The sequence below is a fragment of the Pseudothioglobus sp. nBUS_23 genome, assembly GCF_051201565.1.
Classification (GTDB): domain Bacteria; phylum Pseudomonadota; class Gammaproteobacteria; order PS1; family Pseudothioglobaceae; genus Pseudothioglobus.
Genome location: NZ_CP179200.1, coordinates 80,977 through 97,892, shown reverse-complemented (window position 1 = coordinate 97,892; position 16,916 = coordinate 80,977). Strand labels below are relative to the sequence as shown.

Annotated in this window: 9 protein-coding genes; all 9 read right to left on the bottom strand. The window is 36.1% G+C overall.

The features are described from left to right. Positions 1-35 precede the first annotated feature (35 nt). The 9 genes from ACMAZA_RS00475 to ACMAZA_RS00435 all read right to left on the bottom strand — a co-directional run bounded on the left by ACMAZA_RS00475 (position 36) and on the right by ACMAZA_RS00435 (position 16,780). Entirely contained in the window at positions 36-1,859 is a 1,824-nt protein-coding gene (locus ACMAZA_RS00475; protein WP_435189076.1) for an FG-GAP repeat domain-containing protein, read from the bottom strand. Between the two features lie 94 nt (positions 1,860-1,953). Beyond that, complete coding sequence (locus tag ACMAZA_RS00470; RefSeq protein WP_435189074.1) at positions 1,954-3,903, bottom strand: FG-GAP repeat domain-containing protein; 1,950 nt, start codon at positions 3,901-3,903, stop codon at positions 1,954-1,956. 119 nt (positions 3,904-4,022) lie between these two features. After that, positions 4,023-5,687 (bottom strand): FG-GAP repeat domain-containing protein, encoded by a 1,665-nt coding sequence (locus ACMAZA_RS00465; RefSeq protein WP_435189072.1) that lies wholly within the window; start codon positions 5,685-5,687, stop codon positions 4,023-4,025. Between the two features lie 137 nt (positions 5,688-5,824). Next, a complete protein-coding gene (locus tag ACMAZA_RS00460; protein WP_435189070.1) occupies positions 5,825-7,087 on the bottom strand; it encodes a hypothetical protein in 1,263 nt (420 codons plus the stop codon). 155 nt (positions 7,088-7,242) lie between these two features. Next, entirely contained in the window at positions 7,243-9,066 is a 1,824-nt protein-coding gene (locus ACMAZA_RS00455) for an FG-GAP repeat domain-containing protein (protein ID WP_435189068.1), read from the bottom strand. A gap of 37 nt (positions 9,067-9,103) precedes the next feature. Continuing rightward, positions 9,104-10,504: a heparin lyase I family protein gene (locus ACMAZA_RS00450; RefSeq protein WP_435189066.1), complete on the bottom strand. Its 1,401-nt coding sequence runs from the start codon at positions 10,502-10,504 to the stop codon at positions 9,104-9,106. A gap of 152 nt (positions 10,505-10,656) precedes the next feature. After that, positions 10,657-12,603, bottom strand: a complete 1,947-nt coding sequence (locus tag ACMAZA_RS00445; RefSeq protein WP_435189064.1) for a hypothetical protein — start codon at positions 12,601-12,603, stop codon at positions 10,657-10,659. Positions 12,604-12,723: 120 nt separating this feature from the next. Next, positions 12,724-14,811 carry a hypothetical protein gene (locus ACMAZA_RS00440; RefSeq protein WP_435189062.1) on the bottom strand — a complete coding sequence of 696 codons (2,088 nt, stop codon included), beginning with the start codon at positions 14,809-14,811 and terminating at the stop codon, positions 12,724-12,726. A gap of 133 nt (positions 14,812-14,944) precedes the next feature. Continuing rightward, positions 14,945-16,780 (bottom strand): FG-GAP repeat domain-containing protein, encoded by a 1,836-nt coding sequence (locus ACMAZA_RS00435; protein WP_435189060.1) that lies wholly within the window; start codon positions 16,778-16,780, stop codon positions 14,945-14,947. Between the last annotated feature and the right edge of the window lie 136 nt (positions 16,781-16,916).

Genomic DNA, 16,916 nt, shown 5'->3' with positions numbered 1-16,916 from the left:
TATATATCTATCTACGAGGTCGAGAGGGGCTTTATTTACTGACTAGATTCTGCTTCTAATTCTTCTAATATTTCATCCATTAACTCTTGAGCAGCTATCTCTGCTGATGTTTTTTCTTTAATAACAGGTAAAGAAACTTTGTCGTCAACTTCCTCTAATATTTCATCCATTAACTCTTGAGCAGCAATCTCTGTTGCTATTTGTGCTTGACTAGTAGAGTCATTCTGAAATCTATACCCAACTGTTTTGATTTTGTAACCACCACGTTTGAATTCATTAGAAAAGTCACTTCTAGTCTTGTTAAAGATATGACCTTCATCAAGCACATTGCTTTCTTCGTCTAAGATGTAATAAGTTTGGCCCATACTCCAATCCCAAGTCCAGTCACTCGTATTTGCAAAAGGAGTAATTCGTTGATGCTCGGGTGAATGATTCTCCCAATCACTTTTTGCAATTTCATTAGTAACAACATAAGAGATACCTTCACAAATCATGTCATCTATGTTGTCGCTATTTAAATCAATAAACTTTGGCATACAAGCCTGGTTCCAAACGATACCTTCGTGCAAATTAACAGGAGTACTGGCTTGTGTATGTTTGTCCTGAATTGTGCGAAAACGTTTGGGGTCTTCTTTTAGGTACTTTGAACGAGTAATCTCTTTAGTCGTAAACTCTCGATTACCTAAATTTTCAACTAACACAACCGCACTACCTACAGTCCACTTGGATAATATATTGATAGCAATATCAACATCACCATCATTACCAATATCTACTGTGGTTTGACTTGCTCCTGAACCATCAAAGTAAACTTCACCTTGGTCAAATGGTTTATCATTCCATTCAGATAAGTCGATAAATGTCATATCATTCCAAGAGAACTGGCCACTTCCATTGCCCCAAAATATTCCTGGGTTCTTTAGTTGGTTGTTACGATATTGATGTTGAAAGAAGGTTGTTTTTTTAGGGCCGTGGTGTGCTAAAACAAGAACATCATTAAATCCGTCGTTATCATAGTCGGCAATACGAAAACCCCAAACATTTTGAATGAATCCTCGTATTGTATCTATTGGTGTTCGCAGACACGGTTTGACTGTGAAATTTGCTTTGCCGTCGTTGTAAGCACACAAAATATTTTTATCATTTAATTGATGATAGATAATATCAATATCACCGTCACTATCTACATCGCCAACACCGTGTGCGTGAGTGAATTGTTTTTTGCCAATATACTTGGGAGTAAATATACCTTTACCTGTATTTGTAAGTACTATTACGCCTCCATAATCAAACCGACCGTCAATTTGTCCCAGACTACTTGACGCGATTACCATATCCATTCTGCCGTCACCATTGAAGTCAGCGACTCGAATGTTATCACCTCTTCCAAATGTGGTATTTGGTGATTCGAGTGTATCAATCATATCGTATTCTTTCCACTCCTCAAGCCAAGGAGATACCACTAAATTCGCAGTGTTTTGTGTAACTTCAACATTAGGTCCAGCGTAAGGTGGGTCTGAATTAAATATCAAATCTTTGTGTCCATCATCATTGACATCAATCAAGGGTATTTGGACATATCCATAAAAGGCTGTTCTAATCGCAAAGGCAAAGTCTAAACTGACAAGTCCAGGAAAATTATTATAATGGTACTCATCGTGGATATTAATGCTTACTGGCCCTACATTTATATTCGTATTAGATGAAGATGCTTTTTTGTTTCCACCCTCGCAGCTAAAAACATAATAAGTTCCATCAGCAGAAATACTCCTTACTGGCTCACTGCCATCAGGGCATGATGAAGCAAATCCTTGAATTGAATACAAAGACAGCACAAAAATAAATAATATTTTTTTCATAAGATAGAAAGGAGGATTTGTAGATAAAAATTTAATTATAGCTCAAATAGAAATCCAAATTTCGTTTGATGTGTGAGGGAGGGTGGTTTTTGACTTACTCTTTTTTATCCAACTTCAAAATCACGTCAAAATAATGGTCCCACTCACCTTGTAATGGGCTATCGATACTCCCATTTAAATCTACTAAAAATAAATGGGTCTTTCCAGTCAAGACATTTATTTTAAGCGAACTGATAATATTGCCTTCCTTATCAATTTGACCTTTAAATGAATCATACAAGTCTATTGAACCAATTCTTTTATCTAGAGTGCGACCCTCTTTTGCCACAGTCATGATTCCATTGTTGATTTCAATATAACCATTTCCTAGGCGCTGACTTCCATCATTTTCATTGAAGCGTGATATAGTAAAAGAATAGCGTCCATCAAATAACGGGCTACTTAGAACTGTATCTGACGAGCGATTGCTATGGGTGGGTCTAAAGGACTCCAACGTGGATTCATCTTTATTAGTTGTTAACTCGAGTACTTGAAGAGTAAACCCTTTTTCTGAGCCTTTATGGACAACAAATTCTATATCTCCGTCATTATCTATATCGATTGGGCGAATACCTGCAAGAGTGTTTTTTTCTCCCCCAGTAAGTAAATCATTATTTAGAGGTCTAAATGAGCCATCCTCTTGTCTAATCAACACCTTAGGCGGGCTTGTTTTAATTTGACTTCCTATTTGCTGTTTGGATGGGTCGTCAATTCCGTTACCAGAAACCAATACAATATCATTTTTATCGTCATTATTTATATCTATCAAATTAAGCGATTTGTTCCACGTTCCATAATCAAAGGTAATTCCTGGAAAATAAAAATTACTTTTATCGACGAATTTTCGATTATTTTCTTGGATAAGAACTTGAAGATCTATGCCGAGATGACTCCGCTCTATCAATAGGTTTATGGTTACATGAAGTATCAATATATCGTTATCACCATCATTATCAATATCTGTTACGAGATAATTGTATCCAGCACTTTTCCTGCCAAATCTTCCGGGTTGAAGTTCAAGGGCATCGCTTTTTTTGAATCCAGAATTCGAACCAAAAATTATTCTGTTGTTGTCAACACCTTCAAGCTTGCCACTTAAAAGAATTAAATCAAGCTTGTCATCATCATCAACAAACTCCAAACCTGGAGTATAGAAAATGTTTCTTCTTTTATTACCAGGTTTCCACGATATATAAGAAAGACCCCTATCTAATAGTTGCCCATCTGGAATTTTAGTAAATCTACCTTTGCCATTATTTCTTAAGAAATAATGGGGTACATTAACGTCAATGCCTGCTTGCGTAACAAACAAATCAATATCCCCATCTGAGTCAACATCTCCACTGGTAACTCCATGAGTAAAGTCTAATATTTGTGGTAAGTTTGAAGTAGCATTTATAAATTTGCCGTTAGGAGCGCTCAAGATTAATGAGTTTTGGCAGCCAGGAAATGGATCATAGTCAACTCCAGTGTCAGCAATGAAAATATCGTTGACCCCATCTCCATTGAAATCCTCAATGACCGAACTTCTAGCATTGCAAGTATATGGAACTATATCCATTATTGGTCTAAACAAAGAAAAACCCTTGCCAGGAGTTTTTGTCAAAAATATTGGCTTAATATGAGAGCCTTTTTTTAAATCCCAATATTGTATGCCGTAAACAATTTCAGGCATGCCGTCTCCTGAAAAATCACCCGAACCAAGGGGTGTAATCATTGAACCCCCAGATTCGACAGACTTACTGAAATCTTTGCTTAAGACATTGAATTCATCTGTTATTGATTTTGCATATAAACCATCAACCCACTCAATTTGAGTTTTTTCCTCAGTTGAAGCTGAATTATTGGACTGAGAAGCATTTTCACTATTACTACTGCAGTTAAAGACGAAATAAGTACCATCAGCAGAAATACTCCTAACTGGGTCACTGCCATCAGGGCAGGAGTTTGCATAACTTTGTATTGAAAAGAAAAATAAAATTAAAAATAAGAGTAGTTTTTTCATACATAAACTATACCTTAATTAGACTCAATTTGAACTAAAGTCCAAATTACGTTTGATGTGTAAGTGAATGGCTAGTATCAATCCTCAATGAATTAATTATTAAACTTTTTTAATCTAATTTAATTATTAGCAAGTTTCTCCACACCAACATATACTGCCCTACTTCCAGAGAAATTCTTTGAGTATTTGTGAGTAAAGAAAGTTCTATAGCTGTCACCCTCAAAGTCGAAGAAATATGATTGTATTTCACAGCCGTAGTTCCCAAAGATTTCACTTTGCTCTTTAACTGACGGCCTCCTAAAAGTTCCATCGCCATTACCAAAGAATATATTATTAATTTGATTATTACACTCAAATGTATTCCACTCGTCTCTAAAGGCATAAAAATCCATATGGCCATCTTGATTTATGTCGAAGCTGTATAAGCGCGTTGTTGCGCCAGGGTCAATCTCATGCCTATCCGAAACAGTAAACTTGCCATTATCATTTCTAAAGAAAAACATCTCTCCTACAGGTTTACAATCGGAGGTAATTTGATATACTTTTTCTGAAGCTGATTTTTTGCAAAGTCGATTTTCTTTCCAGGTGGCAGTATCAAAGTCACCATCGCCATCCATGTCGAATTGATGAGAACGATAGGATTCGCTGATTAATTTAAATCTTTCGCTCGTTTCATATCCAGGCACTGCCCATCCTTTTCTTTTTTGCTCCCATCCTGACCAGTTATTAAATAGCTCCTCCTTATCAGGCTTTTTACTAGCAATATACTTGTCTAAAGGCTTTAACTCTATACCCCAATTATTGTAAGTCACCTCTGACCAGCACCAACTTAAATACTCCTTATCGCAGTTGTGAAATAAGATGCCACCTTTTTTGTTAGGATAGACAGAAAGTGATGTTTTAGATGTTTGAAGTCTTGTAGGATGGTTCTGATAAACGCACTCCAAGCTTTTTCCATTACACACACCAATCCCCGATCCCTGATGATCTCCACCCCAGGATATATCAATAAAATCATCATAGCCATCATCATCTAAATCTCCAGCTACGAAGTCATGTGAATACATTGGTTTGCCAAACTTTGTATAGCTTTCAGTCTCAAAGTCATAGATATAATTCACATCCTTCCATGATGAATCCTGATGCCTACCATCTTCAAGCATACCTGCAATGACTAATTCAGTTAAGCCATCTTGATTAACATCAGTCAAGACCATTCGAATAGTAGAGGCTGGTATTTCAACAATTGGGTTTTTAATGACTTCAACAGATTTTGAGCCAAGCTCTTCTGTATTAACTTCAATGGTTGCAATCTCCATTTGGCCAGGCCGATCTGTTTTCTCATTTGTCTCTACTTGAATGTTTTCAGCTTTACCAACTATTTCAAGATTTCCATTTTTATTAACTCGATGGATAAGCAATCCTGATGTTTGCCAAACATTCTTGAACCAATGTCCGCCTGGAAATTTAGGCTTTCTATCTAGGACAGCAATGATTGAGCACTTATTGGAGCTCTTACGATAAAAATTTGTATCGAGGTCTTTACAACTTGATGATGTCTCAGTATCCACAAATGATTCAAATTTAACAGCTTTTACTGAGGAAGAGGAAGATGAATCGTTGCTATTTGAAGATGATTGTTCATTGCTAACACCGCAGTTGAAAACAAAATAAGTGCCGTCCTCTGAAATACTCTTGATTGGCTCACTTCCATCTGGACAGGACCCCGCTAAACTTTGAACTGAGAAGAAGGAAAGAATTAAGAGAAGGAATAGTTTTTTCATAAAAGTATTAAGGTTTAACTAGGATTCAATTAAGAATACCATGGCTAAATTTAAACAATCAGATATATGTCAACTTGAACTAAAGTCCAAATTTCGTTTGATGTGTAAGGGAAAGTAGAGTGTCCTAACGCTGATGCCTAATTAATACAATTTGGGGGAAATCCAATCAATTCATCTATTCCGTTGGACTTTCCAATTTGGTACTTTCTTTTTTGAAGGTACACAGGGTCGTACTCGAGTTCTACACCAGTGACAATTTTCATTAGTGTGTCTATTGCAATTGCGACTTGGTGAGTGTGCTTTATGGCATTATTTGGGTCATTAATAGCATTACTTTGATTGCCGTCATACTTTCTGCTTTTAAACTTGTCCCAATCAGTTATAGCTAGGTTTACAACTTCTGATGCTTTAACTAATTTGTTTTGAAGTTTGTCTGGAATCTCTGCGCCCCATAATTCCGCAATATAGACGTAACCAAGTGCAATATCTAATCCATAAGAGTGGTACCATTGACCTCTATATCCTCTGAATGAATTGTTGTTTATGTAGCCATCATCATAGAATAGCCTATCCATTTCTTTAAACCTGTGATTTATTTCTTCTGCAGCAAGCTCTTTATCATTTGTCCAAGATGCGTATGCAAGAATTGATGTGCCACCATTAGCCATGGCATAAAAACCCTGCTCCTCTTCCTGAAGTTCTATTGGCTGTAGAAACTTTTTGTACATCTTTTTGATGTACTTATCTACAATCTCAAACTCCTGCTCGTTGAGTTCATCTCGCAACCATAATGCAGTAATCATGTAATTTGAAAATACGTTACTGGCGAATTGATATTCATGGTACCAGCAGGGTGCATTTATATCACCACCGGCATAGCAACCAGGTTTCTTTCTGACTTCAATATAGCCAATACTGTCATACAAGGTATCTGTTTTAGCCAGTTCTATTAACAAGTTTTTAGCTATGCTAATATTAGCTTGATAATCGTTTCCCAATGCGTTATGCGTTGCTGCCATTAGCATATTCATTGGTTCTGTAATTTTTTGATGATAAACATTCATGGAATTACTGTTTGCCTCCCAATCAGCATGCCAATCATAGCCAACTAAACCTTTAACAAGATTAATAGAAGAATTCAAGCTAAAAGATACGGGGACTAAGGCATTACAGGCGCTAATTTCTGTTGTATAAAATTTACCTGGAAAGCTAATGTCATTAGATTTAATAAGACCTTTATTAGTATCAGTATCAGGAGATACTTGATCAGGGCAATTGAAAACAAAATAAGTGCCATCATCAGAGATACTTTTAACTGGTTCGCTTCCATCAGGACATGATGAGGCCAATCCTTGAATAGAGTACAAAGACAAAACAAATATAAATAATATTTTTTTCATTAAGCAGAATGAGATAAATAGAAAGTTAAATTATAGCTCAAATAGAATTCCAAATTTCGTTTGATGTGTGAGGGAGGGTGTATACATATATCCGAAAGGCCAAGAGGGGCTCCCCCGTACCTTCAAAGTCAGTATATATATGCGAAGGATGGCACCTATTTTCTTCCAGTTAATTCCTTATAAAGCTCAGGATCACCCCAAACAATGTTATCACCTAGGGCATAGATTGTGCATTTACCATCTGTTTTATTATTTTGCTTACATCGTCTAAGGGCATTGTTTTCATTTCTAGACCATTCATAATGACAATCCAAGCCATTACTATCAATGGAGATAAATAAATAAGTTTCTTTATTAGTTTGGCTGTAGTAATCACCAGCATGGAACTCTTTTAAAATAGCTTTACAAACCGCTAAATTACCTTGAGTCTGTAATAGTTTTAACTGAGATTTAAAGTTTCGTGACGAATATTTAAAATTATTTTTTTTATTTTCCCTATCCTTGGCAAGCCTTTTAGCTTTTTCCTCTTCTTGTTTCTTTTTAAGTTCAGCAAGCTGACTTACTTTTTCTTCTCTATCTACGAGAGACTCAATTATGCCATTTTGCGCTAGCGACCCATATAACTTGTATGCCTCAGGTGGCATTATTAATGAAAAGTTAAAGTCGCCATTATTTACAAAAACTGAACCATTAGTGCTTTGATCCATGGAGTTTAGATATAAATCTATGTCCCCATCATTATCTAAATCTCTAAATAGAATATTCTTAATCCAACCAATTCTTGAATCTTTAACTATTGGGATTGGATCATACTCTCTAAACTTTTTACTACCTAAGTTTTCTATAAATTGAATTGCAGAGCCTTTATAGTCTGCCTTGGAGTTGAAGATTTGTGTTCCCACTTTACTAAACACAATATCCATATCTCCATCATTATCTAAATCTGAAGCTGTAACATCAGGAATTCCATGAAATACATCATTGTGATCATTAAGAGGGCTCGCCATATAAGATAGAAAATTTCCTGAACCATCATTCCAAACAATGCCTGTAAACTGGTTTCTATTCATGCCACCAACTATTGCATCCAAGTCGCCATCATTATCGATATCAGATAGCTCAACAGATGACGCAGAACTTGTGCCGCCACATTTGCGCATTTTCAAAAACCCACTTCCATTATTCATCAGACAGTAAAACCCATTATTGAATTGAGGATGCAATTCAGTTATCACAATATCCATATCTCCATCATTATCAATATCGCCCGTTGCTCCGCCATGATCATAAACCCTAAAGTTAGGCTGACTTAGATGTGTTTTACTAGATTCAAGCCAAGTTCCGTTAGGCTGACTTAAAAAATAGCTATCTCGATACCCCCATTTTTCTGGCCCACTAACTGAAGTATCATTGATATAAATATCTAACAATTTATCATTATTGAAGTCCGCGATTAGAAGTCTTCTTCCAAGCGACATTCCTTTATTGGATCGATTATCTATAAAAAGCTCAGGCGAGTAGTGTAATTTACCATCAGCATTACCCAAATAAAGTGCCGGTAGCGGTTTATCATTATCATCTATTTGACTATAACTGCAATCTGAATAAGTACATGAGGGAGAAGCATTCATATCCATCATTCCTATATAAATAACATCGGATAAACCATCATTATTAAAATCAGCAATTCTTCCCTCAGATCCATGCAACGTTTTATTTGTTGGGTATAGACCTAATGGCAAACTGAAAAAATCTAAATTTGGGTCATTTTCAATATTAATACCAGCAAGTGCCTTGGCTACTTTTTGTGAGGAAGTACTGCTGTTTGCCGTGTTTGAACCACCACAGTTGTATACAAAATAAGTGCCATCAGCAGAAATACTCTTGGCTGGTTCACTACCATCAGGACAAGACCCCGCAAAACCTTGAGCTGAGAAAAAGGATAGAATTAAAAGTAGCGGTATTAGAAGCTTTCGCATGGGCTTGTTGAACTTATCTAAAAATGCTAATAAAAGTTTAATAATTTTCTTTTTTGAAGTCGATAATCACATCAAAAAAAGATGGATAAAAATTTTCATCAAGGACATACTCTTTAGTATTGTTATCCCAAGACTTAATATCCTCAAACTTTCCTCTCAACTGAAGTGAGTCCATACTTCCCGAGAACTTAATAGTCTTAGGCTCTACCATATCCATTATTGGATTGAGCTCAATTGAAGCTTTTATGTTTCCTTCTTTATCAATTACGCCTTCAAAAGTATCATAACTACTGATTGCACTCGTACTGAGATATCGGTATTTTCTAGCAATACTAATCTTCCCATCTTTAATTATAAATTGTGCGGTGCCAATATTTTTTTGTCCATCTGTCGGTTCAGTTCTTATTATGAGTGCATAAGACCCATCGAAGTTATTAGCTGCCTCACCAACTTTTTTAATAGGCTCGAGAGGTTTTACAGCCTTAGACTTCACTTTAAAAGAGCTTGAAGTTTTTGTATTATCAAGAGTAACCTCTACAGGTGTAATTGGATTCATTGAGGTCTTTGGAGTTGTGAAGTAAGCCATAGCTGGTTTTATAACTTTATCTCTATCATTACAGCATTGGTAAAGACCGAAAAGCATAAAATTTAGATTTTCTTTTTGCAATGTTAAAGTTCTGCCTTTATAGGCTAAGACTTGTTTACCATTTAGCCAAAGATTTGCCAAGCCAGTTTCATTATTCTCCCACTTCATTTCTAAATGAAAATTTGTCCACTTGCCTCGCATGTCTTGGATTTGTGTTATTGGTATCTTAGATGTATCCTCACCATAATCTGCACAATCTCCATCCCATAGTTTCTGTGTTGTGAAATGTAAAACTCCATTGTCTTCTCCTCCTTGACTTGTAAATGCTATATGTGGACATTCACTATTATGAAACTCTCCAAGCAATAATTTACCACTATCTTGTATAGGAAAATCATTTGGTAAGTATACATCCCAGCTATACCACTGCTGATTTGGCTGAATATCTCCTGGTCGATTATCTTCCCACACTTGTTCAACCATTTGCGACCTTACTGAATTTTCTCCACAGTCACTGGTTTCCATTTCACCTACCATATTATCCCAATCAATATCTCTTGTTTTTGACCCACATTCACTTCCGGTAGTAAATTTATGAACTTTGTTAAACTTTCCTGTTGGGTCAGTTATATAAGAATAGTCCTCAAGCTTGCCATTTGTTGTATCTAGCTCAAACTTAAGGCTTTTAGCAGTTGATGAGGACGCTTTTTCATTACCCGCGCTACAGTTGTATACAAAGTAAGTACCGTCAGCAGAAATACTCTTAACTGGCTCACTTCCATCTGGACATCCGCCAGCAAAACTCTGTATTGATAAAAGTGAAAAAACTAAAATCAGAAGTAGGTTCTTCATAAAAGTATTAAGGTTCAAATTGGATTAGGTTCAGAATACCATGGTTAAATTCAAATAATCAGATATATGTCAACTTGGACTAAAGTCCAAATTTCGTTTGATGTGTGATGGAGGGTGTATAAATTTAATGAATAGATATGCTAGCTAACAAGTCATCGCTCAACATTTTCTTCTAGATAATTCAGTGTAGAATCCGTACCACCTAGGACAGCCTGGAATAATTTCCAAGCTTCTTCATCATTTGCTTCTTTGAAATAATCATAATGACATTGTTGGTTTTTAGCACTCTTCATATTGGTCGTTTCGCTGACAAAACTCATCCAATCATATTCGTTCATTAGTCCCAGTCCACACTCCTTTTGAAGGGAAGCCTGATGTCTTGTAAAAGGTCTAAATTCAGGCGCATTGAGTTCACCTACATTAATTGACAATCTACTCTCATTAAGGACATCGAATTTAAAAGCCAGCGGTCTAAATTTAGGAATGTGAAAATTCTCAAGTCTCAATTCACCATAAATTTCTGCCTTGTGTGTCTCCCACCCAACATTTTTATTTTGTTGGTTAGGCGGACTTATTTCGAAAAATTCAGCTTGGTCAAGGTTTAAAATTAGGGCTTCATCATTCATGTCATAAATTGGAATTTCTGCTAAAAGTTGTTCTTGCTCTTGAGCTTTTTTAGTCTCTAGTTGTTCTTGCTCTTGATCTTTTTTAGCCTTTATTGCTTCCGCATTTTTCTTTAATCGAAGCCTATTTTCTTCTTGTTTCTCTTTCAGTTTTTCATCCTGTTCTTGGAGAAAATTACTAACATTTTGATTAAATGCCTCATATACTGCTACACCACTGATATTAACAAAAACCGATATATAATTGTCCCAAAACTTGCCCCATTTTTTAGAGTAGTCGATCATACTCATTAAATCAGGACGATACCTTAGGACATACCCTTTTGATTGCGCCGCCAATACTTTAGGGTTAATATACTCACGATGCCACTTTTCTTCAAGTGGCAACTTATCAAATTCGTGAACATCTAAATCCCCATAGTCTGGGATTCCAAAAGCATATTTATTGAGCTTTTCAGGATGATAAATGAAATCAAAGAAAGCGTCATAGACCTCATGAATTTTTTTCCCATGAGGAAGTTGATGTTCATAAAAATCATAGCCAATAGATTCATATGCAACTGCTAGTAGGGTTAATACTTCTGGTAACTGCCTTTGATAACTCAGAGCCAGTGCGCCTTTTCTAGCCCAAGGGGCGTAAATGCCATCTTTATCAATTACTGCTAAGGCTATTTCAAGGTGGCGATTTCCGGCAGTAAAAAGTTTTTGATTGCCAGTCTTTAGTCCAAGGTAGACTGCCCCTAGAGCTAAACGCCACCTATTACTGCCGCAGTAATCTATAGACATAAAATTATTCCCTATAAATTCAAACTTTGTCAGATCTTCAAGGTCACATCTTTGATACATTCTAGGTGGATCAATATCATGGTTTATGAGCCAATCACTCAGATAGCTCTCAACTGCTTGACGCTGATCTTGCGTAAAATCAAAATCATCATAATAGACAGCATAGAACGATGCAAAATCACCAACAAGCATGGTAGAAGCATATCCTAAAGCGCCGTGTTCCCACATCTTTAAATTATTAGAAGTAGGATAAGCAACTGGCTCATTTTTAGCCCAAGACAAAAGGATTCTCTCAAATACCTTAATCCCCTCATCACGATTACGGAAATGCTGGTGCGTAAAAAAAGTAGCACACCTGATAAAGCTTGATTGAATTCCATTTGAAAGCCCCTGACCTTTATGAGAAAGCCAGCTTTTATCCCATTCAGAAATTGCTCGTTCACAATCATCTACATAAGGGTGCATATTCCACCACCCAATAGAGTATTTTTCGTGAACTGGACCTTTGAATCTCTCATGAAGAAGATCTAACTCACTGGGGTCTTTGAATAGTTCCCAGTTTTCAGTTACTTTTAAATCACGAAGTGGAGATTTTGCAAACTCATGAACTGGAAAAGAGTCATAAGTATTTGAAGCAAATCCTTGAATTGAATACAAAGACAGCACAAAAATAAATAATATTTTTTTCATTAGACAAAAAGGAGGATTGGTAGATAAAAATTTAATTATAGCTCAAATAGAAATCCAAATTTCGTTTGATGTGTGAGGGAGGGTTTATAGATTTAATGAGAAGCTATGCTAGCTAGCAAGTCATCGCTCAACATTTTCTTCTAGATAATTCAGTATAGAAGCCGTCCCACCTAAGACAGCCTGAAACAACTTCCAAGCCTCTTCGTCATTTGCATCCTTGAAATAATCATAATGACATTGTTGGTTTTTAGCACTCTTCATATTGGTCGTTTCGCTGACAAAACTCATCCAGTCATATTCATTCATTAACTCAAGGCCACATTCCTTTTGAAGAGAGGCTCGATGTCTTTTGAACGGGTTAAACTCAGGCGCATTCAAATCACCGACATTGATTGATAATCTATTCTCATTATATAAAACATATTTAAAAGCCAATGGCCTAAACTCAGGAACTTGAAAACTGCCCATACTTAACTCGCAACTTATTTCTGCTTTGTGTGTCTCCAATCCAGAATTTTTGTTTTGTTTTTTTGGCGGACTTATTTCGACAAATTCAGCTAGGTCAAGATTTAAAATTAGAGTCTCATCATTCATATCATAAATTGGAATTTCTGCTAAAAGCTGTTCTTGCTCTTGAGACTTTTTAACCTTTAATGATTCAGCATTGTTCTTTAATCGAAGCCTGTTTTTTTCTTGATCTTGTTCTAATTTTTTTTGTTCCTCGATGATTAACTTTGAAACATTTTGATTAAACGCCTCATAAATTGCTAAACCTGAAATATTAACAAATCTTGAAACATGTTCCTGCCAGTGCTCATACTCACCCCATTTCCATTCTGCTTGCTTATTGGGGTTATACCCCCATGTTTTTTTGTATTCAATCTTGTCCATTAAATCAGGACGATATCGAATAACATAACCCTTGGACTCGGCTGCTAGTATTTCTGGGGAAATCATTTCACGGTTCCATTTTTCACTTAATGGAAGTTTATCGAATTCATAGACGTCAATAACCCCTGGATTTCCCTTGCCTCCATAGTAACGAGTTCCATGTGCATACTTATTCAGTTTCTCAGGATGATAAATAAAATCAAATAATGCCTCATAGACCTCATGAATTTTTTTTCCACGAGGCAATTGGTGTTCATAAAAGTCATAGCCGATCGATTCGTAGGCCACTGCAAGCAGCGTTAGGACCTCTGGAAATTGTCTTAAATAGCTCAGAGCCAAGACTCCTTTTCCAGCCCAAACTGCATTAATACCATCTTTATCAATTGTAGCTAAATTTATTTCAATATGCCTATTACCTGCTGTAAATAGCTCTTGGTTACCCGTTCTAAGACCGAGATAGACAGCACCTATTCCCATACGCCAGCGGTTACTTCCGCAATAGTTTGCAGCTCTAGTTGTATTGGCACCACCAACTTCGAATTGCTTTATATCCTTGAGGTTACAGATTGGGAATCCAGGAAGGGTAAGATCATGATTGATTAGCCAATCACTTAAGTATTCCTCTACAGATTGGCGCTGCTCTTGAGTGAAATCAAAATCATCATAATAAACAGCGTAAAAAGATGCAAAATCTCCCATAAGCATAGACGCTGCATACGCCTGACTACCAAATATATTTTCATCATTTGAGTTTGCTGCATAGATGACGGGCTTTGTTTTTGCCCAGGACAGAAGTATTCTTTCAAAGGTCTTTATACCTTCAGCTCGATCTCGAAAATGACGAAGAGTGAATACTCTTGCGCATCTTATAAAACTTCTGGCCAAATTCTCTTCAAGCAAACGAAAGTTTTGATCAAATTCAGAAATACCGCGTTCACAATCATCCACATAATTTTGCATCTTCCACGAATTAATAGGTTGATTTTCATGAACTGGGCCTTTGAATCGCTCATGAAAAAGATCTAACTCACTGGGGTCTTTGAATAGTTTCCAGTTTTCAGGAACCTTCAAATCACGAAGTGGGGATTTTGCAAATTCATGCACTGGAAAAGATTGATAGGCTTGATTCGAGTTTGACTTGGTATTAGATGAATTAGCATTAGAAGAAGGTGCTTCATTAGCACCGCCGCAGTTAAATACAAAGTAAGTACCATCCGCAGAAATACTCTTGACTGGCTCACTGCCATCTGGGCACGACCCAGCATAACTTTGAGCTGAGAAAAAGGATAGAATTAAAAGTAGGAATAGTTTTTTCATAATTGAATTATAGTTCAAATAGAAATCCAAATTTCGTTTGATGTGTGAGGGAAGGTGTATATATCTATCCACGATGTCAAGAGGGGCTCCCCCCGTACCTTCAAAGTCTAAATAAATATGCCAAGGATGGTCTTTATTTTGTTCCAGTTAATTCCTTATAAAGATTGGGATTTCCCCAAACAGAAGTATCGCCAATGGCATAGATAGTGCATTTTCCATTAGACTTTGTATTCTCTTCGCATTGTTGGAATGCTGTCATCTCATTGGTAGACCATTCATAATGACAATCCTTACCATTACTATCAAGAGAGACAAAAAAGTAAGTATCTTTGTTTGTTCTTTTGTTGTATTCACCTCCAAAAAACTCACTAAAGACCGCATCACAGACTTGTAATTTTTTTTGATTAGTTAATAATTCGATTTGTGATTTATGAAAAGATGATTCTTTTAGCTGCTGAATAAGTTCTCCAGTCTCATGATTAAATTCAAAATAATAAGGATGGAAATTAAAATCAAAAATAACAACCTGGTCTTTATTTACCATCAACTTATAAGGAAAAGTTCCATCGGAAACATTTTCTTTTTTAAACTTGCCTGAATTCATTATTTTCACATTCTTGCCATTCTTTTGAAGCGTTGTAAAGCCCCAGCCCACATGGTTATTACTTGTAAGTAGTAGAAATTTATCATCATACTCAACAATATGATGAACCATCCCAAAGTCACCACTCCATGTACGAGACTGACAATCCTGTGATGACTTACTAGCTTTTATAGGAATTTTAATTTGATCCCATGGTGAGAATGAGCCTCTTCCATTATTTCTGAGAACACTTGAAGCATTTTTACAACCATTTGTCCCAATAAATAAATCTAGATAACCATCGGAGTCAAAGTCTATAAGCTCAAGATAATTTGTGTGATATCCCATCTGAATCATGCCTTGATTTTTAAAATTACCTTTTCCATCATTAATATGAATGACTGACCTATCGACATAGGAAATGATAAAGTCCTGGTCACCGTCATTATCTATATCACCAGCAGTTATTCCATGGGCTTTATCTAATATGCCAAATTCGACATGCTTAAATTTGTCGCCTGTGCTCATAAATAGATGACTTTGATAAGACGGTCTATAGCTATAACCGCGGTTATCCCAACCACCATCTGCAATAACAAAATCATCAATACTGTCACCATTAAAATCGGCAATACGTATCATGCGAGCATTTTTTACATATGGAGCGTTTCCACTTACAAAAAATTGACCCGCATCTTTTGGTCCTTGAGCCTTGCCATTTTCATCAGTCAGAAAAGCAACAACTGGGAATACCACGTCTCCACTTACACAGCCCTCTCTGCCACAGTTTTTATAAATCCCACTTGAAGAATCTTTTATGGCTTGTGTGAAACCAAACAAGAAAACAAGCCAATCTTTATCGCCATCATTATCTAAATCTATACTGATGAAATCTTCAACCAAAGCTGATGGATTTATTTGAGCAATCCACTTTACCTTTTCATCAATTGCCATAAAATCCCCATAAAGCTCTGCGGTCCACCTTTTTTTATTTGGAAACTCTGAAACTTTGTTCTTTTTAAACAATTCATTTAATTCAGGAATTCCATCAAGTTTACTTATTTGAAAAGCCTCACCTTTTCCTTGAATTTTTGCTATTCGCATTCTTGTATCAAGTAATTTAGCATAAGCAAAATAAAATGGAGGTTCAGAGTGATACTTGTTGTTGTGGGTATAAGTGCCTTGCGATATTGGTGAAATTATATTTTCATTAATTTGATTAGCTGTTTTTTTATTAGCATTATCATTTCCATCGCCACAATTGAAAACAAAATAAGTGCCATCCGCAGAAATACTCTTGACTGGTTCACTGCCATCAGGACACGAGCCCGCAAAACTCTGAATTGAGAAAAGTGATAAAACTAAAATCAGAAGTAGGTTCTTCATAGAAGTATTAAGGTTTAAATGGGATTAGATTTAGAATACCATAGCTAAATTTAAATAATTAGATATATGTCAACTTGGACTAAAGTCCAAATTTCGTTTGATGTGTGAGTGAGGGTGTATATATCTATCTCCGATG